Genomic DNA, 24,032 nt, shown 5'->3' with positions numbered 1-24,032 from the left:
TCAACGTCCCTGTGCGGGCTGGAAGTTCAGGCGCTCCCGTACGACGGGATAGCCCGCCTTGGTGAAGTTGGCGGCCATCGGGAAGTTCCCCTGGTCCGTCGCGGCGGAGACGGACTCGGCGCCTCGCTCGACCAGGTAGTGGGTGCACTCGGCGAGGAGGTCGTAGGCGTAGCCGCGGCCCCGCTGTTCCGGTACGACCCCGATGAAGCCGACGCAGGGGCCCGACGGGTTGTGGACCGGGATGTGGATGCCGGCCGTGTCGCCCTCCGGGGTGTACGCGATCTGCCACCACTCCCGGGGCGAGGGGCACCAGTGGAAGAAGTCGAGCTCCTCCTGGGCGGCCCGGTCCACTCCGTCCTCCTCGATGGCCTTGAGGGCGTGTGCGTCGAGGGTGGCGGAGTGGATGCGACGCAGCAGGTCGAGGAAGACGGCGTCGTCCGGTTCGGGGCGGAACTCCAGGCGTCCGGGCCGCTCGGGCAGTCCGCACTCCGGTGTCCACCGGTACAGGAAGCGCTCGACCAGGAGCTCCTGTCCGGCCTTTCGCGCGGCGGCGAAGCGGGTCTCGGCGGCGGCGCGCAGGGCCGGGTCCTCGCGCCAGCCGGCGGGCAGGTTCATCTCCAGTTCGACCTGCCAGGGCGCGGTGCGCAGGAGTTCGGCGCCGGCCTCCTCCTCGCCCTCGGCCACGTCGAACCAGTTGATGTTGAGGGGCGCGGTGTCGTCGGGGCCGCCCCACCAGGCGCCGCGCGCCACGACCCGGCCGTCGCGCAGGGCGACGCGCTTCCAGTCGGGGCGGTGCCGGGTGAGCCGGTGGGACGCGCGGGCGCCGAGCGGGTCGGACAGGGCGTCGAACAGGTGGGCGTCGCGCTCGTCGAGCGCGCGGATGACCAGATCGGTCATGGGTGGATTCCTCCGGGATGCGTACTGCGTGGTGAGGCACTCCCGGTCAGACGAGGCACGCCGGGACGACGGAGAGGGAGCGCTGGACGGTCGTGAACTGCATGGCACTCGCCTCCTTCCGCTGGTCTCGGGGCGTGGCGGCTGACGCTACGCGATCTCCGGGGCGGCGTCCACCGGCTTTCTCCGCCAACTCCGATCCTCCCGAGGAGACGTGGCCGACTTCGTCTCCTGCGTCCAGGACCCGGTCCAGCGGGGCCCCGAGCCCCGTTCGGGGTGCGGTGCCCGGCGCGTCGTAGCAGCGTAGTGGTGTGAGCGGAGTACGCGGTCGGCCGTCGCGCCGCGACCGGGACGGGCGGACCTGGCTGCGGGGCGGCGCGCCGCCGCCCGGCTGGGTGCGGGTGCTGCCCGCCGCGCTGCTGGCCGGGGTGTGCGTGGCGACCCTGGTGAGCCCGGATCCGCTGGACATCGGGTTCCTGCTGGGCGCGATCCCGCCGCTGGCCGTGCTGTCGTACGGCCCGGCGGCGACCGCGGTGCTCGGCGCGCTCGTCCTCGCCGTGCTGAACATCCCGGCGTTCCGGCTCAACGACCCGGGCGCCGAGGACGCCCTGACCGTGGGCTTCGTCGCCGCCCTCAGTGTGCTCGTGTCGTACGTCCGCAGCCGGCGTGACGCCCAGCTGGTGACCGAGCGCGCGGTCGCCGAGGCCGCGCAGCGTGCCGTGGTGCCGCCGCTGCCGGAGCGGGTGGGAGGCGTGCGGTGCGCGGGTCTGTACGTGGCCGCGCAGCAGGGGACGCTGGTCGGCGGCGACTTCTTCGACGTCCGGGAGGGGCCCTGCGGGGTACGGGCGGTGATGGGCGATGTGCAGGGGCACGGGCTGTCCGCCGTCGCGACCGTCGCCTCGCTGCTCGGGGCCTTCCGGGAGGCGGTGCTCGACCGGCCGGACCCCGAGTCGGTGGCGGCGCGGCTCGACCGCAGGCTGATGGTGGACTCCGCGGCCGTACGGCACTCGGAGCTGTTCGCCACCGCGGTGGTGATGGAGTTCGGCGGGAGCGCGGAGGCGGTGCGGATCGTGGCGTGCGGGCAGCCCGGCCCCGTGCTGCTGCGCGACGGGCGGGCGGTCGAGCTCGACGCCCCGGTGGGCACCCCGCTGGGTCTGGGCCTGTCCGACGGGGCGTACCCGGCCGGGCTCACGGTCCCGCTGCGGCCCGGCGACCGCCTCTTCCTGGCCTCCGACGGCGTCTGGGAGGCGCGGAACCACACCGGCGCCTTCTACCCGCTGCTCGAACGGCTGGTCGAGTTCTCGGCCGACGGCCCCACCGGTCCCGTGCCGCTGCCGCTGCTCGCCGAGCGGGTGTGGACCGACCTCGTGCACTACGCCCCGGAGCTCGACGACGACGTCACGATGCTCGTTCTCGCGCCCGGCGCTGCGGATCCGCGCTGACCGCACTGTCCGTCTCGTGCTCCCCCTCGGCGTCGATGTGCGGGAGGATCCGGTCGAGCCAGCGGGGTGTCCACCAGGCGTGCCGGCCCAGCAGGGTCATGACGGCCGGGACCATCAGCAGCCGTACGACGGTCGCGTCGATCAGCACGCTCACCGCAAGGCCCAGTCCGAGCATCTTGACCACGATGTTGTCGCTGACGATGAACGCGGCGAAGACGCTCACCATGATCAGTGCCGCGCAGGTGATGACCCGCGCGGTGATCTCCAGCGCGTGGGCGACCGACGCCTTGGCGTCCCCGGTGCGCAGCCAGGCCTCGTGGACCCGGGAGAGCAGGAAGATCTCGTAGTCCATGCTCAGTCCGAAGATGATCGCGAACATCATCATCGGGACATAGCTCTCGATGGGCACCTTCCCGGAGACGCCGAGCGCGGGGCCGCCCCAGCCCCACTGGAAGACGGCGACGACCACGCCGTAGGAGGCGGCGATGGACAGGACGTTGAGGACGGCCGCCTTCACGGCGACGAGCAGCCCGCGGAACACCGCGAGGATGATCAGGAAGGCGAGGGCGACGACCACGCCGATGATCAGCGGCAGCCGGCTGGAGACGATGTCCCGGAAGTCGACCTGGGCGGCCGTGGTGCCGGTGACGTACCCCTTGGCGTCGGTGCCGGAGACCGCGGCGGGCAGGGTGGTGTCGACCAGGCGGTTGGTGAGGTCGGTGGTGGTGGCGCTCTGCGGGGACTGCTTCGAGTAGACGGTGGCGATGAGGACGTCCCCGTCCTGGGTGGGGTTCAGCTGGGTGACCGTGGCGGCGCCGGGCACGGCGTTCAGGGTCTTCTGCGCCTGCGTGGACAGGTCGGAGCGCTTCGAGGACGGTACCGAGGTCTGGTCGATGACGACGGTGAGCGGGCCGTTGGAGCCGGGCCCGAAGGCGTCGGTCATCAGGTCGTAGGCCCGCCGGTCGGTGAAGGAGGTCGGGTCGGCGCCGTCGCCGATGTGGCCCAGCTGGATGGAGAAGACCGGGATGGCGAGGATCACGACCGTCGTCACGCCCGCGGCCAGGTAGTGCCACGGCCGCCGCTCGACCCGTTGGGCGTAGCGGTGCCAGGTCCCGTGCGGCGTCTCGCCCTCGGCCGCGTCGGTCTCCGCGACCGGGCGGCGTACCCGGTAGCGGTCGATGCGGGTGCCGATCAGGCCCAGCAGGGCCGGGACCAGCGTCAGGGCGCCCAGGACCGCGGAGACGACGGTCACCGCGGCGGCGACCCCGAGTTTCCCGATGAACCCCACCCCGGACGCGGACAGCCCGGCCAGGGCGATGATCACCGTGCAGCCGGAGACCAGGACGGCCCGTCCGCTGGTGGCGGTGGCCCGGCCCGCCGCGTGCACCGGATCCTTGCCGTCCATGAGGCTCTGCCGGTGGCGGGTGATCTGGAAGAGCGCGTAGTCGATGCCGACGCCCAGTCCGATCATCGTGGCCAGGGTGGGCGAGACGGTCGCGAAGGTGAACGCCGCGGCGAGCAGACCGAGGCAGGCGAGTCCGCCGATCACGCTGATCAGGGCGGTCACCAGAGGGATGCCGGCGGCGATCACACTGCCGAAGCCGACGAGCAGGACGATGATCGCCACGGCGAAGCCGATCAGCTCGCTCACCCGGTCGTCGGCGGCGGGCCGGGCGAGTTCGCCGAGCGGTCCGCCGTACTCGACGTCGGCCCCGGCCGACCGCAGGGGCTGTACGGCGTCGTCGACCCCGTTCAGGTAGCTGTCGCCGAGCGTCGAGGGCTGGACGTCGAAGCGGACCGTGATGTAGGCGGTCTTGCCGTCCGAGGACACCGGTCCGACCTTGGAGGCGGGCACGGAGAGCGGGTTCTGGGCCGCGAGGACGTGCGGCAGCTTCTGCAGGTCGGCGACGGTCGTGGACATCTGCGAGCTGAGCGAGCTGAGCGCCTTGTCGCTGTCGTGCATGACGATCTGGCTGCTGTAGCCGCCGGCCGCCGGGTCGTGTTTCTTCAGGACGTCGAGGCCCTCCTGGGACTGGACGCCGGGCAGCGAGAAGTTGTCCTCGTAGTCCCCGCCGAAGGACCGGTCCAGAACCTGCACGGCGACCAGGGCCACGAGCCAGGCCACCAGGACGATCACGAAGTGCCGGGCGCACCACTCCCCGAGTCTGCGCAGGACGCCTTTCGGTGCCTGGGCCTGCTTCCCGGTGCTGTTTCGGCTGGTGGTGGACATGACGTCCTCTTCCTGCCGTCCCCGAGAGCTCGATACCGCTCAACACCCCCATTACACGCCTGTCGCACCACCGGGGCATCCCGGGGAGGCCCCTGCCCGGACGGCTCCGGATGCAGGGTCGGCCCGCGCGTTGAATGGTGATATCGGACCCGTTGACATCACCGGGGCCGCACAGCCTTCCGGATCCGAGGAGCCGAGATCATGCCGACGTCACAGCCCGACGCGTCCGGGTCCTACGAGGACCGCGCCACCCCGGACGCCCTGCTCCACGCCCGTACCGGCACCGAGGTGTCGCCGGAGGACCTCGTCCTCGCCTCGGGCAAGGACATCACCCCGCACAGCCTGGAATGGGCCCGGCGCAAGCTGGAGGCGGAGGGTCCGGCGGCACTGGACAAGCTTCTGCCGTAGCCGGGGCGGTGGCCGTGGCCGCGGATGCCCTGCTGTCGTCCGGGAGTTGGGCATCCTGCTCTACGACGTGCAGGGCGCCGTGGGCCGGTCAGCGACGCGCCCTGGGCGCCGGCTCCCCGCCCTACTCCCCCTCCACGCACAGCACTTGGACCCGCTGGACGAGGTTGTTGGCGAAACCGCCCCGGTTCCAGGGCTGTTGCAGCGGCTGGGTGTGGCCCTGGGCGTCGGTGGCCCGTGCGCTGAGCACGAACTCCCCCGGTTCCGCACGCCAGTCGAAGCGCCAGCGCCGCCAGGCCCAGGGGTGGCCGGTCTCCGGTTCGAGCTCCGCCTCCTGCCAGGAGTGTCCCCCGTCCGTGCTGACCTCGGCCCTGGTCACCGGGGCCCGCCCCGACCAGGCACGGCCCTCCAGGGTCACCGGTCCCGGCCGGACCACCCGTGTCCGGGACATGAAGTCCGGGAAACCGGGCGGGACGAGCAGGGCGCGCGGCGCGATCCGGGTGACCGGCTCGCCCTCGTCCGCGGGGTCCTGCCGGAGCCGGTAGGCCACGGTTTGCTGGAAGCCGGTGAAGGGGGTGTCGGTGACGGTGATCTCGCGCAGCCACTTCACATGGGCCATGCCGTACCAGCCCGGGACGACCAGCCGGAGCGGGTAGCCGTGCTGCGGGGGCAGCGGGGCGCCGTTCATCGTGTGGGCGACCAGCACCTCGGGCTCGGTGCCGGTGGCCACGTCGATCGGCAGGGACCGCTGGTAGTCCTGTTCGACACCGCGCTCCACTCCGTGGTCGGCGCCGGTGCACACCACGTCGACGGCGCCGGCCTCCACCCCGGTCTCGGCCAGCAGCAGCCTCAGCGGGACGCCGGTCCACTCGGCGGTGCCGACGGCCTCGACCAGCCAGGGCTGGCTGACCGGCCGGGGGGTGAGCAAGGCCCGGCCGTTGCCCGCGCACTCCAGCGTGACCCGGGTGGTGACCTGGGGAAACGTTCGCAGGTCGGCCGGGGTCAGGGTGAGCGGGCGGCGGACCGTGCCGCCGATGGCGAGCCGCCAGGGGGTGTCCTCGGGGACGTAGGGGATGTCGTAGTGCGTGAGGACGTAGTGCAGGCCCGGCGGGGTGAGGTCGTGGCGCATGGCTTCGAGGGGCAGGCCGTGGTTGCGGGTGGCGAGCGCCAGTTCGTCCCGGCCGATGCCCTCGTCGGGGGCCGCGAGCCGGGCCGGGGTGCTCGCGTCGGCGAGTCGGTGACCCATGGCGGTATTGTCCCGCGCCCCACCGGCGTTGTCGCGGCCCGCGCGACATCCCTGCGGCGGCCGACACGGTCCACGAAACGCGCTCCGGCCTCACGGCTCCACGAACCTCCCTCGCAGCCGTCGCCGTCCACGGAGCGGCCCCCCGCCTCGCGGCTCCACGAACCTCCCTCGCACCCGTCGCCGTCCACGCAGCGGCCCCCCGCCTCGCGGCTCCACGAACTCCCTCGCAGCCGTCACGGTTCACGGAACGCCCCGCGGCCTCGCGACCTACGAACTCACCCGCAGAGCCTCCCCCGCAACCGGTCACAGACGGCCGGAGCTTGCCCACCCGCCGGTCACAGGGCCACGGACCCTCCCCCAGCAAGTCGGGGGCCACGAACCTCCCTCGCAGCCGTCGCGGTCCGTGGGACGCCCCCCGGCCTCGCGGCCCACGAATCTCCCCCGCAGCTGTCGAATCCGCCGAGCCTTCCCGGCTAGCGGTCCCAGACGCGCGGACCCTCCCCATCCGCCGGTCACAGGGCCACGGACCCTCCCCCAGCCGTCGCCGTCCACGGAACCCGGCCGCCCCACGACAACGCCCCCGTCACCCCCGCACGTTCCCGCGTGGTCCGTTGACCGCTCACTCTTTCGGAAGGGACCTCTCGGCTGCCAGACTTCCGAGGGTGCCCGACTTCGACATGCTCGTCATCGGATCCGGTCCGGGTGGCCAGAAGGCTGCCATCGCCGCGGCCAAGCTGGGCCGCCGGGTCGCCGTCGTCGACCGCCCCGACATGGTCGGCGGGGTCTCCATCCACACCGGCACCATCCCCTCCAAGACCCTGCGCGAGGCGGTGCTGTACCTGACCGGCCTCACCCAGCGCGACCTGTACGGCCAGAGCTACCGGCTCAAGGAGGACATCACCGTCGCCGACCTGACCGCCCGCACCCAGCACGTGGTCGGTCGCGAGGTCGACGTGATCCGCAGCCAGCTCTCCCGCAACCACATCGCCCTCCACGCCGGCACCGGCCGCTTCGTCGACGACCACACCATCGCCCTGCGCGAGGTCACCGGCCACGAACGGCTGCTCAGCGCCGAGCACATCGTGATCGCCACCGGCACCCGCCCCGCCCGCCCCGACAGCGTCGAGTTCGACGGCCGCACCATCATGGACTCGGACAACGTCCTGAACCTGGAACGGGTCCCGCGGTCCATGGTCATCGTGGGTGCCGGGGTGATCGGCATGGAGTACGCGTCGATGTTCGCCGCGCTAGGCAGCAAGATCACGGTGGTCGAGAAGCGCGCCGGGATGCTCGACATGTGCGACGTCGAGGTGATCGAGTCGCTCAAGTACCACCTGCGGGACCTGGCGGTGACGTTCCGTTTCGGCGAGACCGTCGCCGCGGTGGAGCGGCACCCCCGCGGCACGCTGACCATTCTGGAAAGCGGTAAGAAAATCCCGGCCGACGCGGTGATGTACTCGGCCGGCCGGCAGGGGCTCACCGACGGCCTCGACCTCGACAAGGCGGGCCTGTCGGCGGACCCCCGCGGGCGGATCACCGTCGACGAGCACTACCGCACCGAGGTGCCGCACATCTACGCCGTCGGCGATGTCATCGGCTTCCCGGCGCTGGCGGCCACCTCGATGGAGCAGGGTCGTGCGGCCGCCTACCACGCCTTCGGTGAGCCGGTCGGGCAGATGCACAACCTCCAGCCGATCGGCATCTACACGATCCCGGAGATCAGCTTCGTGGGCCGGACGGAGGATCAGCTCACCGAGGACCGCGTGCCGTTCGAGGTCGGCATCTCCCGCTACCGGGAACTGGCCCGCGGCCAGATCATCGGCGACTCGCACGGCATGCTGAAACTGCTGGTCTCCGCCGAGGACCGCACCCTGCTCGGCGTGCACTGCTTCGGCTCGGGCGCCACCGAACTGATCCACATCGGCCAGTCCGTCATGGGCTGCGGCGGCACCGTCGACTACCTGGTCGACGCGGTGTTCAACTACCCGACGCTCGCGGAGTCGTACAAGGTGGCCGCCCTGGACGCCACGAACAAGCTCCGCCAGATCGACCGGATCGGGGACTGACCCGCGCTCAGGGCCCCTCGGGGTCCTCGACCACGTGCACGGCGGCCTCCTCCGCGCCGGCCGCGCCCGCGTCGATCCCGACGTCGGTGGCGACCTCCTCCTTGGTGGTGTCCGAGTGGGCGCCCTCGTCGGGGGCGACGAGGCGGCCGGCGCGCTCGGTGCCGACCTCGGGATCGACCGGCTCGCCCTCGCCGCCGGGCACGTCGCCCACCTCATCGCCCACGGGCTCCTCGGGCTCCGGCACCTCCTGGGCGAGGCGCTCGTCGAGGGTCTCGCCGTCGTGCTGTTCGGCCGCGGTGGTGCCGTGCCGGGTGACGCCGAGGGGCTTCTCCGGTGGCGAGTAGCCCTCGTCGAGCATGTCGTCGTACGTCCGCTCGTCGAGGGCGTCCTGGAGGTCGAGCGGGGCGGCGTCCTCCTGCTCCTCGTTGGTGCCGGTGGGCTGGTAGACGTCGTCGCCCATCGCGTCGTCCGACATGGGCCGCCTCCTTCGGGGTTGATCCACGGTCCTGATCCGCGTTTCCCCGAATGCGCCCTCCAACCCCGAAAGGGGTGCGGAGCACGGCTTTCCGCGTTTCGGAAGGTTACCCCCCAGTTAATCTTGAAGGGTCAAGGAATAGGGCTATTATCACTCGCACACGCGGAGTGACCGTCGGTCGACCCAGCGGTCCTGCGGTCTTCGCACCCCCTTGCTTCCTCTCTTCGCCTTCCCTGGCCGAGGCCATCCCTCACCGGTCCCGGGCAGGTGCCACCCCCCACCGTTCTGCGCCGTACGGGCCGCCGCGTCCGTGCGTCGTGCCCTACGGAAAGCAGCGCAACCATGAGCATCAACAGGGGCAGAGGGCTACAGGCCAACGCCCTCGGCACGTTCGACACCGTGGTCATGGCCGTCGCGGGCAGCGCGCCGGCGTACTCGATCGCGGCCACCACCGCGGTCCTGGTCGGCGCGGTCGGACTGGCCAGCCCCGCGGCCCTGCTGTACTGCGCGATACCCATGCTGGGCATCGCGCTCGCGTTCAGCTACCTCAGCCGCATCGACGTGAACGCGGGCGCCAGTTACTCCTGGGTGGGCCGTACCCTGCATCCCTTTCTGGGGTTCGTCAGCGGCTGGGCGCTGGTGATCTCGGCGACGATCTTCATGGTGGCCGGCTCCCTGCCCGCCGGTTCGATGACGCTGGCCCTCTTCGACCAGGACCTCGCGGACAACACCGCGCTGGCGACCGTCGTGGGCGCCGCCTGGTTCGTGCTGATGCTGCTGGTGGTGCTCGGCGGCGCCCGGCTCACGATGCGCGCCCAGCTCATCATGTCCGGCGTCGAGCTCGCGATCCTGGCGCTGTTCGCGGTCCTCGCCCTCTTCCACACCGGCAGCGCCCACACCTTCGAGTGGTCCTGGCTGGGCTTCGGCCACTTCGACGGCATGCAGGGCTTCGCCTCGGGCGCGCTCATCGCCGCGTTCTACTACTGGGGCTGGGACGTCACCAGCAACCTCAGCGAGGAGACCCGCAACAGCCGCCGTACGACGGGACTCGCGGGCCTGATCGGCGTCGGCATCGTCTTCCTGCTCTTCGAGGTGTTCACCATCGCGGTCAACGTCATCCTCACCTCGAGGCAGATCGACGACAACGACGCCAACGTCCTGGCCGTACTGGGCGAGGAGGTCTGGCCGGGCTGGGGCGGCAAGCTGCTGATCGTCGCCGTGATGCTGTCCACCATCGCGACCCTGGAGACCACGCTCATCCAGGTCACGCGCTCGCTGTTCGCGATGGGCCGGGACCGGACGATGCCGTCCGTGCTGGGCCGGGTGCACCGGCGCTGGAACACCCCATGGGTGGCGATCGTGGTGGTCGGCGCGGTGGCGCTGGTGATGTTCATCGCCTCCAACGCCCTGGGCTCGGTGGGCGAGATCCTCTCCGACGCGATCTCCGCGATCGGCCTCCAGATCGCCGTCTACTACGGCCTGACGGGTCTCGCCGTGGTCGTCGCGTACCGCAAGATGCTGCTGAAGTCCCCGACCGACTTCCTCCTGGGCGGGCTGTGGCCGCTGCTGGGCGCCCTGTTCATGTTCTGGGTCTTCGTGGAGTCGCTGGGCGAGCTGAGCACGGCCGCGATCTCGATCGGCGTGGGCGGGCTGGCCGTGGGGCTGGTCCCGATGCTCTGGTACTGGAGGAAGGGCAGCGACTACTACCGGCCCGCGCGGCTCGACGCGAGCAATACTGTCGAGGCGGACTGGGTTCCCGACGGCGGGGTGGCCGGGCCCTCGCTGGTCCACGAGGGTCTCCCCACCGACTTCTGAGGGGTTGTGCGATGGCGAGAGACCGTTTCACCCCCGACTTCGACCCCGACTGCGGGGACGTCCCCCTCACCACCGCCCGTCAGGACATCGTGATCGGCCGCTGGCGGGGCCTGCGTGAACTGCTGCGCGCCACCGGCCCCGACTGGCTCTCCCGGGGACACCGGGTCCGCACGCTCGCACAGGCCTGCGCGGGCAGCTCGACGGTGGAGTCGTGGCTGGCGGCCGAGCCGCACAACGGCGACGCGCTGGTGCTGCGGGCGGCCACCGAGACGGCCCGGGCGTTCAACCTGGCGATCGCGGCGGGGCGGGGGGTGCCGATCGACCAGCGCCGCATCGACGCCGCGGTGATGGCCTGCCTCCAGGCGTCCGAGGCGTTCGTGGACGACCCGACGCCGTGGATCTCGCTGATCTCGGTGGCGCGGCTGTACCCGGCCGGGGTGCGGCGGCAGGAACTGGGGCGCTGGTGGGACGAGTTGCACGCGCGGGACCCGTACAGCGTCGAGGGCCACCTCCAGGTCCTGCACTACTACTCGTCGCGCTGGCACGGCTCGAACGGCCTGATGTACGACTTCGCCCGCGACGCGGCCGGGGTGGCCCCGCCGGGTTCCGCGCTGCCGGTGCTGGTGCAGTACGCGCGGGTCGAGGAGTACCGGGCGGCGGTGGACGCGGCCGACGGGGACCGCCGGGCGTCCGTCGCGCTCGGGCAGCACTGGAAGCACGACGGGGCGGTGAGCGACGTACGGCGGACCTGGCAGCGCTGGATCGTGGGCCGCGGTGACGACACCGTGTACCCGGGCGAGCTCCGCGACCTCAACTACCTGGCCCACGCCGCCTGTCTGGCCGGCCTCCCGGAGGTCGCCGTCCCCCTTCTGCGCATGCTGGACCGTCGCGGCACACGCACTCCGTGGTCGTACACAGGCGATGCGGAGCAGCAGTTCACCAAGTGGCGCAAGGAGTTCAGGGTGCGTGCCTGAGCGGCGGCGTCCTCGCGCCAGGCAGGCCCCGGTCAGTCCGCGGGCTGTTCCGCGAGCCCCGCCGTCCACTTCTCCTCGATCCGGCCGACCTTCCACACCACCAGGGCGACGATCCACGTGGCGAGGAACAGGCCCACGATGACGAAGCCGAGGAGGTTGAGGTCGAGGCCGGCGATCCAGGTCCAGAAGGGGCCCTGGAGGTTCAGCTTGTCGGCCAGCAGGCCCAGGAGTTCCACCGTGCCGATGAGGAGGGCCACCGCCACCGACAGGCCGGTGACCGTCAGGTTGTAGTAGACCTTGCGGACCGGCTTCGAGAAGGCCCAGCCGTAGGCGAAGTTCATGAAGGAGCCGTCGATGGTGTCGAGGAGGGACATGCCGGCGGCGAAGAGGACGGGCAGGGTGAGGATCGCGTACCAGGGCAGACCGGAGGCCGCGCCCGAGCCGGCCAGGACCAGCAGGGCGATCTCCGTCGCGGTGTCGAAGCCCAGGCCGAAGAGCAGTCCGAGCGGGTACATCTGCCACGGCTCGGTGATCGACCTCATGACGCGGCCCAGCAGGCGGTTCATGAACCCGCGGTTGTTCAGCTGCTCCTCCAGCGCCGCCTCGTCGTAGCGCCCGGAGCGCATCCGCCGGAACACCTTCCAGATGCCCACCAGGACGACCAGGTTGACCGCCGCGATGAGGTAGAGGAACGCGCCCGAGACCGTCGTACCGATCAGACCGGTCACGTCGTGGAGGCGGGAGTCGTCGTCGCGCACCGGGCCCGCGAGGGCCTTCACGCCGAGCGAGAGCAGCAGGGCCAGGACGAAGACCACGCTGGAGTGGCCGAGCGAGAACCAGAAACCGACCGACAGCGGCCGCTGTCCCTGGCCCATCAGCTTGCGGGTGGTGTTGTCGATCGCCGCGATGTGGTCGGCGTCGAAGGCGTGCCGCATCCCGAGGGTGTAGGCGGTGACACCGATGCCGACACCGAAGGACTTCTCGCCGACGCTGTAGTGGTGCGGGGCGACGATCGCGACGAGGGTGACCCAGCCGATCACGTGCAGCGCCACCACGACCGCGGCCATCCCGCCCGCCCTGACCCACTCCTGCCGCGTCATGGAGCCACGGACGCGGTGCCATGCCGAGCCCCTCTCGGGGGCGGCGGCGGGGAGGAGGGGCGGAGTGGGGTCAGGGGCGACCGTCATCGGGCGGAGGATCCTTCTTCAGGGGACACGGCCGCGATCAGCAGCCTTGTGCCATCCTCCGGTACCTGCAAGTCATGTGCAGTAAAGCCCGTGGCAGGTCTTCCCCACGACTGGGGAAAGTGCCCTGTCAGGGCGTCGCGTTGGGTCCGTCCGGCCTGGCCCGCCGCTGCTCGACCATCTCCCGGCTCAGGTGCTCGGTCTCCGTCTCGGGCAGTCGCTCGAAGCCGTCCTCGGTGATGACGGAGACGATGGGGAAGATCCGCCGGCTGATGTCGGGGCCACCGGTCGCCGAGTCGTCGTCGGCCGCGTCGTAGAGCGCCTGGAGCGCGGTGAGCGCGGCCTCGCGGCGGTCGAGCCCCTTGCGGAACAGCTTCTTCAACGCGCCTCTGGCGTAGGGCGAGCCGGAGCCCTCGGCATGGAAGTCGGCCTTCTCGTAGAGTCCGCCGGCGACGTCGAAGCTGAAGATGCGGCCGCGTTCGCCCTCGGGCGCGGAGGGGTCGTAGCCGGTGAGGAGGGGGACGACGGCGAGTCCCTGCATGGCCTGGCCGAGGTTCTGCCGGATCATGCCGGCCAGGCGCCTCGCCTTGCCGTCGAGGGTCATGGCGACGCCCTCGATCTTCTCGAAGTGGGTGAGCTCGACCTGGTACAGCTTGACCATGTCGAGGGCCAGTCCGACGGTGCCGGCGAAGGCGACCGCCGTGTGGTCGTCGGCCGGGTGCACCTTCTCCAGGTCGCGCTGGGCGATGAGGTTGCCCATGGTGGCCCTGCGGTCACCGGCGATGAGGACCCCGTCGCGGAAGGTCAGGGCCAGCACGGTGGTGCCGTGCGGCACCTGGTCCGGTGCGGCCCGCACCCCGTCGGGCAGGACCCGGCGGGTGCTGAGCAGTTCGGGGCGGTGGGCCGCCAGGAACTCGGTGAAGGACGAGGACCCCGGGGTGAAGAACTCCTCGCCCAGCCGTCCGCCGTGCTCGTTCCCCGTCATGGCACTCCCCCTCGCCTCCGGCCGACATCCGAAGTCCTACCAGGAGCACGGGGACCGGAAACGCCGTTCGGCCTCACAGCGCCTTGCGCCGGACGAGCAGAGCCAGCACCAGCAGGCCCGGGAGCAGCGGCAGCCACACGGTCAGCAGCCGGTAGCCGAGCACCGCGGAGGCGGCCGCCACGCCCGGCGCTCCCCCGGCGGTGAGGGCGAGGGCGAGGGCCGCGTCGAGGGAGCCGAGCCCGCCGGGGGTGGGCAGCAGGGCGGCCGCGCTGCTCGCCGTGAGGTAGAGCAGGGCCACCAGGGGCGGGGCCAGCGGCAGCGCGACGGCCCGGGTGACGGCGACCAGCACGACCGCGTGCAGCAGGGCGAAGCCCAGCGAGCCGCCCCACAGGGCCGCCGCCCGGCGCGGTCGTGCGTGGACCGCTTTGATGTCGGCCAGGACGAGCGCCATGGCTCGGCGGCACCGCGGCCACCGTGCGGCCACGAGGAGCCCGGCCACAAGGGCGGCGGCCCCGGCCGCGACCAGCCACCCGGCGCGAAGGCGCGGCAGCCCGAGGACATCGGGACAGGCCGTCGCGAGTACGGCGATGAGGGCGGCCCGCGTCAGCCCGCCCGCCGTGGCCTTCACCGCGAGCGCGCTCGCCGCGCGCCCGGCCGACATCCCGCACCGCATGAGGAAGCGCAGGTTGACCGCGCCGGTGCCGAGACCGGCGGGCGCCAGCTGGCCGGCGGCGCAGGCGGCGAACTGCGCGGCCACCAGGCGCCTGGCCGGCAGGGGCCGTAGCACCGCGCCCTGTTGGGCCAGTGCCGAGCACATCCAGGTCACGGCGGCGGCCGCGGCGGCGACGAGCAGCCAGCCCTGATCCGCCATGGCCAGCCGCAGGGCACCGGTCTCCAGCACGGGCCAGTGACGGCGGGCCAGACACCCCGCGGCCGTCAGAACGGCGAGCGTGAGGGCGAGTTGGCCGTACACGCGTCTGCGGCCGAGGGCGACGGCGACCTGTTGGGACGTCATGTCGGGTCGCGTTCGCTCTGTTTCGGCGCGACGTGGAGGTCCATTCCGGCGGCGGGCCGGGTGGACCAGTCGCGGGCGTAGGCGGGCGGGGAGCCGCCGGGCCGGGTGAGGACGGCCACGGGCATACGGCGGGAGGCGTCGAGGATCCTGGTCTCGGTGCTGTTGGTGTTGGGGCCGAAGGCCGCGGCCGAGTGGCACCCGGCGTAGTACGCGACGGGGACCGACAGGTAGCCGGTGAGCACACAGGGCGGCCGCACTCCGAGCCGGTGCAGCTCGCTCGCGGTGTCGGCCCAGTCCTGGTGGGACTGGGTGGTGCGGTTCACCGTGCGCTCCAGGACGACGTACTGCACCGCCAGATGGCCCGTCAGCCCGATCGCGAGCAGCACCGCCGCGACCGGACGCCACCGGCCCGCCGGGGTGGTCGCCAGGTGGAACAGCGCGTCGGCGACCGGGATCGCCATCAGGAGGTAGGCGGGCAGCAGGAAGCGGGGTGCCGCGTAGCCGATCAGGAAGAGGTAGGGCACGGCGGCCGTCGTGGCGCAGGCCAGCGGTACCAGGGTGCGTGCGGTGCGCCCGGCCCGGACCGCGACCACCAGGCCGACGGCGGCCAGCAGCGGGAGCACGGCCCACCAGGCCATGACGGCCGGGTCCGGCAGCGGTCCGGTGCAGGGGCGGCACAGGGCCCGGCCGCCCAGGCTGCGCAGCTGGTCGACGACGGCGAACTGCGGGCCGAGACCGCCCTGGATGCGGGAGCCCTCGTGCAACCGCTCGGCCAGACCTCCGTAGCTGGTGTACGCCTCGACCACCCACTGCGTACCGCCCAGGACCAGCCCGGCCACGAGGGCGACGACGGCCCGCGGACGGCGGGTGACGGCAGCGGTGACGAAGAGAGGGAGGGTCACCCACACGGCGTCGGTGGGCCGCATCCACGCCATGAGGGCGACACCGGCCACGACGCCCCACAGGATCCTCGGGTTGTCGCGGGCCCGCAGGAAGCAGCCCACCGCGCCCAGCGCGCCGACGGCGACCCAGTAGTTGGGCATGGCCTGCGGGCCGTAGAACAGAGTGATCCACAGGGAGGCGAACAAGGCGCCGCCGACGGCGAGGACCCGGTCCGGGAACAGGCCTCGCCAGGTGCGCAGGGCCAGGTGGAGCGCGAGTCCGGACAGCACGGCGAGGTAGACGCGCAGGAGTTCGGTCGAGGTGGACCAGCTCGCGACCGGGGCGACCAGGAGCGAGACACCGCGGGCGCGCGGGGCGCTGAAGAAGGCGGCCGGGGCCTGGGTCCCGACCTGGCTGACGTAGACGGTCTCGTCCCAGCCGAGGCCCATCCCGGGCCTGACGAGCAGGAGTTGGGCCAGCGTGAACGCGGCGGCCACAACCGCGACGAGTCGCCTGCCCCCGGCCCACGGGGCTCCGCCGGGGTCGACCGGCGGGGTCCGTCGTCGCGCACCGGTCAGCAGGGCGCTGTCGCCGTGGGCCATCGTCCTCGTCCACCCCTCACCCCGTTTGCCGCGGGGACTGGTCCATTACAAAGGCAAGGACAAATTAACCCGCGGCAGGAGGGGGTGCAGGGTGGTGTTCGGCCAAGCGGCGACTGGCCGGATCGCCCGTCCGGACTCAGCGCGCGTGCGGGGCGCGGTGCGGGGGCTGACTCGGGGCCGGGCGGTCCGGTGACGGCGGGACCGGGCGGACGACCGGGCCGTCGCCGCCCAGCGTCACCGGCGTGCCGTGGTGGCGGATCGTCAGCGGGGCGCCCGCCACCAGGGTGTACGTCGCCTTGTCCGGGCCGATCTCGACCCGCAGACAGCGGTCCAGGAGTCGGAGGTTGAAGGCGAGCCGGCTGAACCGCTCGGGCAGACGGGGCGCGAACCGGAGCGAGTCGCCGTCCCTGCGCAGTCCGCCGAACCCGGCGACCAGGGCCGTCCAGGTGCCGGCGAGGGAGGCGATGTGGAGCCCGTCGCGGGTGTTGTTCTCCAGGTCCGCCAGGTCCATCAGCGCGGCCTCCGCGGTGTAGGCGTAGGCCAGGGACAGGTGTCCGGCGCGGGCGGCGACGACCGCCTGGACACAGGCCGACAGGGAGGAGTCCCGCACGGTCAGCGGTTCGTAGTAGGCGAAGTTGCGGGCGATCTGCTCCTCGTCGTGCAGCTCCTCGAACCAGTTGCTGCACAGGTACATCGCCAGCACCAGGTCGGCCTGTTTGACGACCTGTTTGCGGTAGAGGTCGAAGTAGGGGAAGTGCAGCATCAGGGGGTACTGGTCGGCGCCCGTGCCGGCGAAGTCCCACGGCTGGTGGCGGGTGAAGCCCGCGTGCTGCTCGTGCACGCCGAGCTCGTCGTTGTAGGGGATGTGCACGGCCTCGGCGGCGTCCCGCCAGGCGGCGCTCTCCTCGTCGTCGACGCCGAGCTCGGCGGCCCGCTGCGGGTGACGGGCCACGGCCTCGGCGGCCGCGAGGAGGTTCGCCCGGGCCATCAGGTTGGTGTACGTGTTGTCGTCGGCGATCGCGCTGTACTCGTCGGGCCCGGTGACGCCGTCGATGTGGAAGACGCCCCGGTGGTCGTGGTGGCCGAGCGAGCGCCACAACCGGGCCGTCTCCACCAGGAGTTCGAGGCCGGTCTCGCGGTCGAATTCCAGGTCGCCGGTGGCCTCGGTGTAGCGCACCACGGCGTCCGCGACGGCCGCGTTGACGTGGAAGGCGGCGGTGCCGGCGGGCCAGTACGCCGACCCCTCCGAGCCGTCGATGGTCCGCCAGGGGAACGCGGCGCCGCGCAGGCCGAGTTGGGCGGCGCGTTCGCGGGCGGCGGGCAGGGTGCGCTGCCGCCAGCGCAGGGCCTCGGCGACGGCGCCGGGCTCGGTGTAGGTGAGCAGGGGCAGCACGAAGGTCTCGGTGTCCCAGAAGGCGTGGCCGTCGTATCCGGATCCGGTCAGGCCCTTGGCGGGGATGGCACGCTCCTCGGCGCGGGCGCCCGCCTGAAGGACGTGGAAGAGCGCGAAGCGGACCGCCTGCTGGATCTCCTCGTCGCCGTCGACCTCGACGTCGGCGCGGCCCCAGAAGTCGTCGAGGTAACCGCGCTGTTCGTCCAGCAGTCCGTCCCAGCCGCTGTGCGCCGCGGCCGCCAGGGCCGCGTCGACCTGGTCGCTCATCGCGGGCCGGGAGCGCACCCCCGACCAGCCGTGCGCGACGAGCTTCTCCACCCGCAGCCGCTGCCCCGGCTCCAGCACCGAGGTGATGGTCAGCCGGGCCAGGTCCACCATCTGCTCGCTGCTGGTGGTGGTCCGCCCGGGCCCGTCGATCACGTGGTCGGCGGCCACGGCGACCCGCAGTCCGCTCTGCCGGGTGCGGTGCACCAGCCGCAGCCGGGTGCCGTCGGCGTAGCCCTCCTCGTGCTCCAGCGGGGACTTCAGTGCCTTGGCGGCCCGCGGGTCGCCGTTCGGCGCGGGCAGGCTCTCGTTGGTGACCAGCTCGGACTGGATGACCACGCGGGTGCGGCTGTCGACGGGCTCCACCTCGTAGGCCACGGCGGCGATCGCCCGCTGGGTGAGGGAGACCAGCCGGGTGGAGCGCACCCGGATCCGGGAGCCGGCCGGCGAGATCCACTCGCAGGTCCGCTCCAGGACGCCCCGGCGCAGGTCCAGGCAGCGCTCGTGGGCGACGAGGCGGCCGTAGCGCAGGTCGAAGGGCTCGTCGTCGACGAGGAGCCGCAGGATCTTGCCGTTGGTGACGTCGATGACGGTCTGGCCGGACTCCGGATAGCCGTAGCCGGCCTCGGCGTAGGGCAGCGGGTGCAGTTCGTGGACGCCGTTGAGGTAGGAGCCCGGCAGGCCGTGCGGTTCGCCCTCGTCGAGGTTGCCGCGCCAGCCGACATGGCCGTTGGACAGGGCGAACACGGACTCGCTCTGGGCCAGGACGTCGAGGTGCAGGGAGGTCTCGCGGACGGCCCAGGGCTCGACGGTGTAGGAGCGGTCGGTGATCACGCGTGTCCTCCCAGTTCGGCGAGGCTCCGCACCACGATGTCGGCGCCGTGCTCGTAGAGGGCGTCGGCCTGTCCGACGCGGTCGACGCCGACGACGTGGCCGAAGCCGCCCGCGCGGCCCGCGTCCATGCCGGCGAGGGCGTCCTCGAAGACGGCGGAGCGGGGTGCGTCCAGGCCCAGGTCCTCGGCGGCGGCCAGGAAGGTGTCGGGGCGCGGCTTGCCCGGCAGCTTCCGCTCCTTCGCGACCACGCCGTCGATGCGTACGTCGAAGAGGTCCTCGGCGTCGATCGCGCGCAGCACGTCGCGGCAGTTCGCGCTGGAGGAGACGATCGCGGTGCGCAGTCCCTGGGCGCGGGCGGCGCGAATGTAGGCCAGGGTGTCGTCGTAGGCCTCGACGCCTTCGGTGCGGATCTTCTCCAGGACGAGGGCGTTCTTGCGGTTGCCGAGACCGTGGACCGTCTCGGCGCCCGGTGGGTCGTCCGGGCTGCCCTCGGGCAGCTCGATGCCGCGGGAGGCCAGGAAGGCGCGCACGCCGTCGGCTCGCGGCAGACCGTCGACGTACTGGTCGTAGTCGTGGTCGTCGAAGGGCCGGAAGTGCTCGCCCCCGCGCTCGCGCAGGAAGGCGTCGAACATCTCCTTCCAGGCCGCCGCGTGCACGACGGCCGTCTTGGTCACGACCCCGTCGAGGTCGAACAGGCAGGCCTTGATGTCTTCGGGCAGACCGAGATCCGTCATACAGGACACGGTTCCCTGCCTTTCGCTTCACCAACAGGTGGATTCAGTCGTGCGGGAACGAGTGGTGCTCGTGGGCCACCAGCCAGCGGCCGCGCTCCTTGCGCAGACCGAAGGTGAGCCGGAGCCGGACGTCGGGGTGGGCGGCGAGTTCCTCGGGGGTGGCGCAGCGCAGCAGGGCGTGGGCGTAGGCGATGTCGCGGCCGGCGGTGATGTGGAGGGTCTCGATGTCGAAGCAGGCGCCCTGGGCCTGCCAGGCGAAGAAGGGCGGCCAGTGCGCGCGGTAGGCTGCCAGGCCCCGGATGCCGTGGTGGGGCGGGGGCACGTCGAACATCACGATGTCCTGGGCGTGGTCGGCGATCACGCCCGCGAGGTCGCCGCGGTGCACGGCTGCGGCCCACGCCGTGATGAGGGCGCGGATCTGCGCCTCGTCGTCCAAGGCGTCCGGGGCGTGGGTCCCGTCGGAGTACTGGGGCACGGCTGGGGCTCCTTTCTCCCCCTTCCGCACTCCAGGGTGCCTGGCCGGGCTGTGATCCTCGAATGAAAGACTCGGCGGGTGCCGCTGACCTTCGACGACCTCGTGACCCGAGCGCGCTCCCTCGCCCGGCCCGACCGGCGGGCCCTCCTCGGGATCGCCGGCTCCCCCGGCTCCGGAAAGACGACCCTCGCCGAACAGCTGGTGCGGGCGCTGAACGGCCCGGGCGAGCCCTGGGTGGCGCACGTCCCCATGGACGGCTTCCACCTCGCCGACGTGGAGCTGGACCGGCTCGGTCTGCGCGACCGCAAGGGGGCACCCGAGACCTTCGACGCGGCCGGGTACGCGGCGCTGCTGCGGAGGCTGCGCGAGGAGCCGGACGACTCCGTGGTGTACGCCCCGGGCTTCGAGCGGGTCCTGGAGCAGCCGCTGGCCGGGGCGATCCCGGTGCTCCCGACCGCCCGCCTGATCGTCACGGAGGGCAACTACCTGTTGCTGTGGCCGCGGGTCCGCTCACAGCTGGACGAGGTGTGGTTCTGCGAGCTGGACGAGGAAGAGCGCCTGCGTCGCCTCATCGCCCGGCACGAGCAGTTCGGCAAGACCCACGAGGAGGCGGTGGCGTGGGTGATGCGCTCCGACCAGCCGAACGCCAGACTCGTAGCGGCAACACAGGACCGGGCGAACCTTGTAGTACCGGCGACGAAACCCACCCAGGGGCGCGGGGAACTGCGCGACTAACCCCCACGGACCCGCAGTCGAAAACCCTCAGCAAGCACCCAAGGTCAGCTCCGGCTCCCCGCGCGAGTCACCCGCCACGTCACCCAGCCACGCCGTGAACGCCTCCGTGCGAACCGTCAGTCCCGCACCGTCACGCGCGAAGGTAACCGTGAGCGGGCCCCCAGGGCCGTACCGGACGGCGAACGCATGCAGATCGTCCGGCGCGTCAGACACGGCGTCGGCCTCCAGCGCCGTGGAGCTGACCAGGTGCCGCCACCCCTCGTCGGGGTTGCCGTAGCCGCGCGGATCCGCGGCCAGCGCGAACGCGGCCAGCTCCTGGGTGGTCTCCGCGCGGGCGTCGAAGTGGTCGATCCCCTCGGCCGAGGGGTGGGTCAGCCGCAGGGCGCCCACGGAGGTCACCTCGCCCTCGGCCGTGCGGCGCACCCGGTCGCCGTCGTCCTCGGCGTACGGCAGCCCGGCCAGCAGGTAGGGCGTGCCCGGGAGGCGCTCCACGGTCACCGTGGTCCACAGGCGCGTGCCGTCGGTGACGTAGAGGGACTGGACGTGGCGCAGGACGTGGTCGCGGCCGACGACCGGCTTGGTGACGAGCTTGGCCGTCAGGCCGTCGGAGCACAGGTCGCGGACCCGGACCTCGCCCATGGGGCGGCACAGCAGGAAGCCGTCGACGACCGGGCCGAAGCCGTGCTGGCGGTTCACGGCCGCCGGCAGGTAGTAGGTGCCGGCCGCCTCCACGATCGCCGGAGTCAGCTGCGAGTCGAAGGCCACCGAGACCGTGCCCGCGCGCAGCTGGTGGCGGGCGGTGGCCGTGGACGGCTCCCGGTGCCAGCGCGTGGTGTCCTGGCTCTGCCAGACCAGCATCCAGGCGAAGTGGCCGTCCACCCCGCCGTCCTCCTTGACCGCGTGCCGGGCCCAGCGGCTGTCGCCCCGGTAGCGGCCGAGGTCCGCGCCGATGCGGGCGCCGAAGTAGCGCAGGCCGAGGACCGACTCGAAGGCGGAGTGCTGCTCGCTGTAGCGGGGGCCGCCATTGTCGAAGCCGCCGTTCGTCAGGCGGGCGTCGATGTAGCGGGCGAGCGCCTCGCCGTCCTCGGCGAAGATCTCCTCGCCGCTGATCCGGTGGGCCTGGGCGAGGAAGGACAGGGAGATCGGGCCGTAGTTGTTGTCGTAGGCGCCGCCGTGCTCGGGCGGCAGGGCCGCGCCGCGGTCGGTGACCCGGTGGGCGCGGATCTCGTCGGTGTACAGCTGGAGCGCCCGTGCCCGGACCGACTCCCTCTCCCCGCCCGGCAGATGGGCCGCCAGCATCAGGCCGCCGACCACGCAGCCGATGGCCTGGTTGCCGGCCTCCTGCGGGTTGAAGAAGGTCGCCTCGGTCAGCCAGCGCCAGTATCCGCGGGCCACGTCGAGGAGTTCGGCGCGCTGTCCGTCCTCGACCAGTCCGTCGGCGGCGTCGAGGAGGTTGACCGCCTGGAGCAGCGCCCACACCGTGCTCGGCCAGTCCCCGATGGGGTGCGCGCCGGCCGCGAGGGTGTAACGGGCGTACGGCAGACCGGAGTTGCGCTTCCTGAGGTTCGGGTAGCCGGGGTTGTCGTCGGTGTAGACCCGCTCGCGCAGATGGAAGGCGAGGCTGCGGCGGACCGCCTCCGGCAGCCGGTCGTCCTTGCCGCGCTGCCAGGCGAAGGCCAGCAGTGAGGTGATGCCGAGGGAGGTGTCGCCGATGTCGTCGTCGCAGTCGGGGTGTTCGAGGTTGCCCTCGGGGGTCAGCCGGGCGAGGGCCTGCTCGGTGACGTCGGCGAGAACGGCGTCGTAGGCCTCCGGGGTGTCCGGCAGGTCGTGGAGCGGACCGAGCTGGCGGGGGAGGTGCACGGGGATCAGCCCTTCATGCCTGAGAGGTGGCGCGCAGTGCGAGGGTCAGTGTCTGCGGTCCGTGCCCACCGAGGTAGACACGGTTTCCGGTCGTCGCGTCGGTGCCGCCGACCACGGTGTGGTCCTGCCCCGGGTCGTAGCGCAGTACGTCGCTCCGGTCCGCTCCGGCGAGCGGTTCGCCCCTCTCCACGGCGGCCTCGACACGGATCTCGTCGTCGCCGACGCGGTAGGTCATCGGCCCGGTCGTCAGGCACCAGCGTCCGCCACCGAGCGGTACGGCGCCCTGCGGCTCGCCGCCCGGCCGGAAGGTCAGTTCGAGGGCCCAGGGCACCGTCGGACCGCTGATGTCGATCCGCAGGTCCGCCCCGTCCTCCCGCAGGTCGACCTCGACCCGGGTCGTGTGCGAGACCTCGTCCCGCGGGCGGTCGGGGAAGGCCATCGCGGCGGAGAAGCGGCCCTCGTCCACCAGGCCGTAGGCGCCGTCGTCGCGCCTGAGGTCCTTCGGGAGGGGCTGGTAGTAGGCGCCGGTGAGGGTCTGGGTGAGCCGGTACCGGTGGTCCGCGAGCCGTTCCATGTCGGCGGCGCGGAAGGGGCCCAGGTCGAAGAAGCCGCGGGAGAGCCGGACCGCGTCGAGGACCGCGGCACCGGCGAACAGGCGCAGGAAGGTGGGGTTGCAGGCCAGGCCCGAGCGGATGCGCCGGTGCTCGGGCACGTCGGAGCCGCCGTAGACCACGGTGTGCGCGGTGGCCGAGGCATGGGCGGCGAGGCGTGCGGTGGGGAGGTACGTGTCGCGCGGGAGCTGCTCCGCGTCCGGGGCCGGCAGGACGCGGGCGAGATCCGGGGTGAGGAGCGTCTGGGCGAGCAGGTCGGGGTCGTGGAGGCCGTCGGCGGCCGCCAGGCGGGCCGCGCGGGCGAAGTCGCCGCGGCCGGTGCGGACCGCGAGCAGCCGGTAGTGCGGCAGGTAGGGCCACAGTGCGAAGGACTGCTTCTGGTCCTGGCGGCGCGAGTGGACGGTCTCCACCGTGCCGTCCGGCCTGATCAGGTCCAGGGTCGCGGTGAGGTTGCGTTCGACGGCGTCCACCAGGTCGGGGCGCCCGAGCACCTCGGCCAGCAACAGCAGCGCCGGGTTGGTCACGATGGACGCGTAGACGGCGCTGCGTTCCGAGTACAGGCCGTCGGCGTCGATGTCGACGCCCTCGGCGAGCCACTCCTCGGCGCGGGCGAGCAGCCGGTCGTCGGGGAACGACCGGTGCAGCCGGGCCAGCGCCGCGGACAGCTCCCAGCGGTGGTTGGGGGTGTGCACCCCGCCGGTCAGGAGGCTCTCGGTGGCGGCGCCGGCGATCTCGGCGAGGGCCGCGGTGACGTCGGCCAGTTCGGGCCCCGCGTCCGCGGCGAGGACGTGCGCGTCGCACACGTCGTTGACGGTGAACGCGGAGTCCGGCGGCGACTGCACGTTGTCGCCGCCCGCGAAGAGGCCGGAGGCCGTCTGCACGGACCGCAGGGCACGCAGGTGGGTGAGCGC

General features: G+C 72.4%; 19 protein-coding genes. 6 read left to right on the top strand and 13 right to left on the bottom strand.

The features are described 5' to 3' along the window. The gene (locus tag ACFULQ_RS03175; RefSeq protein ID WP_383537380.1) at positions 1-897 is read right to left on the bottom strand and encodes a GNAT family N-acetyltransferase; all 897 of its coding nucleotides are present in this window, start codon (positions 895-897) and stop codon (positions 1-3) included. A gap of 308 nt (positions 898-1,205) precedes the next feature. Here ACFULQ_RS03175 and ACFULQ_RS03170 point away from each other — a divergent pair, with 308 nt between their 5' ends. After that, on the top strand, positions 1,206-2,336 hold the full coding sequence (locus ACFULQ_RS03170) for a PP2C family protein-serine/threonine phosphatase (RefSeq protein WP_383537378.1): 1,131 nt from the start codon (positions 1,206-1,208) through the stop codon (positions 2,334-2,336). On the opposite strand, the gene ACFULQ_RS03165 is transcribed toward ACFULQ_RS03170, so the two are convergent. Continuing rightward, on the bottom strand, positions 2,293-4,566 hold the full coding sequence (locus tag ACFULQ_RS03165) for an MMPL family transporter (protein WP_383537375.1): 2,274 nt from the start codon (positions 4,564-4,566) through the stop codon (positions 2,293-2,295). The two genes, ACFULQ_RS03170 and ACFULQ_RS03165, sit on opposite strands and share 44 nt — an antisense overlap. A gap of 201 nt (positions 4,567-4,767) precedes the next feature. Here ACFULQ_RS03165 and ACFULQ_RS03160 point away from each other — a divergent pair, with 201 nt between their 5' ends. Further along, positions 4,768-4,974 carry a hypothetical protein gene (locus tag ACFULQ_RS03160; RefSeq protein ID WP_383537373.1) on the top strand — a complete coding sequence of 69 codons (207 nt, stop codon included), beginning with the start codon at positions 4,768-4,770 and terminating at the stop codon, positions 4,972-4,974. Between the two features lie 121 nt (positions 4,975-5,095). Here ACFULQ_RS03160 and ACFULQ_RS03155 read toward each other — a convergent pair whose 3' ends face one another. Continuing rightward, a complete protein-coding gene (locus ACFULQ_RS03155) occupies positions 5,096-6,217 on the bottom strand; it encodes a sulfite oxidase (protein ID WP_383537371.1) in 1,122 nt (373 codons plus the stop codon). A 662-nt stretch (positions 6,218-6,879) separates the two neighbouring features. Between ACFULQ_RS03155 and sthA the strand changes: the two genes are divergently transcribed. Beyond that, entirely contained in the window at positions 6,880-8,283 is a 1,404-nt protein-coding gene (sthA, locus tag ACFULQ_RS03150; RefSeq protein WP_383537368.1) for a Si-specific NAD(P)(+) transhydrogenase, read from the top strand. A 7-nt stretch (positions 8,284-8,290) separates the two neighbouring features. Here sthA and ACFULQ_RS03145 read toward each other — a convergent pair whose 3' ends face one another. Further along, positions 8,291-8,758, bottom strand: a complete 468-nt coding sequence (locus ACFULQ_RS03145; RefSeq protein ID WP_383537367.1) for a DUF5709 domain-containing protein — start codon at positions 8,756-8,758, stop codon at positions 8,291-8,293. Between the two features lie 342 nt (positions 8,759-9,100). Here ACFULQ_RS03145 and ACFULQ_RS03140 point away from each other — a divergent pair, with 342 nt between their 5' ends. Both ACFULQ_RS03140 and ACFULQ_RS03135 read left to right on the top strand, forming a co-directional pair. After that, positions 9,101-10,573: an APC family permease gene (locus ACFULQ_RS03140; RefSeq protein ID WP_383537364.1), complete on the top strand. Its 1,473-nt coding sequence runs from the start codon at positions 9,101-9,103 to the stop codon at positions 10,571-10,573. 11 nt (positions 10,574-10,584) lie between these two features. Beyond that, a complete protein-coding gene (locus ACFULQ_RS03135) occupies positions 10,585-11,547 on the top strand; it encodes a hypothetical protein (protein WP_383537362.1) in 963 nt (320 codons plus the stop codon). Positions 11,548-11,579: 32 nt separating this feature from the next. Here ACFULQ_RS03135 and ACFULQ_RS03130 read toward each other — a convergent pair whose 3' ends face one another. The 7 genes from ACFULQ_RS03130 to ACFULQ_RS03100 all read right to left on the bottom strand — a co-directional run bounded on the left by ACFULQ_RS03130 (position 11,580) and on the right by ACFULQ_RS03100 (position 19,915). Beyond that, positions 11,580-12,734 (bottom strand): HoxN/HupN/NixA family nickel/cobalt transporter, encoded by a 1,155-nt coding sequence (locus tag ACFULQ_RS03130; RefSeq protein ID WP_383537359.1) that lies wholly within the window; start codon positions 12,732-12,734, stop codon positions 11,580-11,582. A gap of 127 nt (positions 12,735-12,861) precedes the next feature. Beyond that, positions 12,862-13,716, bottom strand: coding sequence for a proteasome subunit beta (gene prcB, locus ACFULQ_RS03125; protein WP_383537356.1), 855 nt, complete (start codon positions 13,714-13,716; stop codon positions 12,862-12,864). Between the two features lie 73 nt (positions 13,717-13,789). Next, positions 13,790-14,731, bottom strand: a complete 942-nt coding sequence (locus ACFULQ_RS03120; protein WP_383537353.1) for a lysylphosphatidylglycerol synthase domain-containing protein — start codon at positions 14,729-14,731, stop codon at positions 13,790-13,792. Further along, positions 14,728-16,215, bottom strand: coding sequence for a hypothetical protein (locus ACFULQ_RS03115; RefSeq protein WP_383537351.1), 1,488 nt, complete (start codon positions 16,213-16,215; stop codon positions 14,728-14,730). Before ACFULQ_RS03115 ends, ACFULQ_RS03120 begins: the two co-directional genes overlap by 4 nt. Before the next feature lie 136 nt (positions 16,216-16,351). Continuing rightward, entirely contained in the window at positions 16,352-18,706 is a 2,355-nt protein-coding gene (locus ACFULQ_RS03110) for a glycoside hydrolase family 65 protein (RefSeq protein ID WP_383537349.1), read from the bottom strand. Next, the gene (locus ACFULQ_RS03105) at positions 18,703-19,440 is read right to left on the bottom strand and encodes an HAD family hydrolase (protein ID WP_383537346.1); all 738 of its coding nucleotides are present in this window, start codon (positions 19,438-19,440) and stop codon (positions 18,703-18,705) included. Before ACFULQ_RS03105 ends, ACFULQ_RS03110 begins: the two co-directional genes overlap by 4 nt. A gap of 43 nt (positions 19,441-19,483) precedes the next feature. Further along, entirely contained in the window at positions 19,484-19,915 is a 432-nt protein-coding gene (locus tag ACFULQ_RS03100; RefSeq protein ID WP_383537345.1) for a YybH family protein, read from the bottom strand. A gap of 78 nt (positions 19,916-19,993) precedes the next feature. Here ACFULQ_RS03100 and ACFULQ_RS03095 point away from each other — a divergent pair, with 78 nt between their 5' ends. Continuing rightward, complete coding sequence (locus ACFULQ_RS03095) at positions 19,994-20,650, top strand: nucleoside/nucleotide kinase family protein (protein ID WP_383537343.1); 657 nt, start codon at positions 19,994-19,996, stop codon at positions 20,648-20,650. Between the two features lie 27 nt (positions 20,651-20,677). Here the strand turns inward: ACFULQ_RS03095 and ACFULQ_RS03090 are convergent, their stop codons facing one another. Both ACFULQ_RS03090 and ACFULQ_RS03085 read right to left on the bottom strand, forming a co-directional pair. After that, positions 20,678-22,510: a hypothetical protein gene (locus tag ACFULQ_RS03090; protein WP_383537340.1), complete on the bottom strand. Its 1,833-nt coding sequence runs from the start codon at positions 22,508-22,510 to the stop codon at positions 20,678-20,680. A 13-nt stretch (positions 22,511-22,523) separates the two neighbouring features. After that, positions 22,524-24,032 (bottom strand): hypothetical protein (locus ACFULQ_RS03085; protein WP_383537338.1); only part of this gene is annotated, 1,509 nt, incomplete at its 5' end.

The sequence above is a fragment of the Streptomyces sp. NPDC057253 genome, assembly GCF_042669125.1.
Classification (GTDB): Bacteria; Actinomycetota; Actinomycetes; order Streptomycetales; family Streptomycetaceae; genus Streptomyces.
The sequence above is the reverse complement of the archived record's forward strand: the minus strand, read 5'-3'. Positions and strand labels throughout refer to the sequence as shown.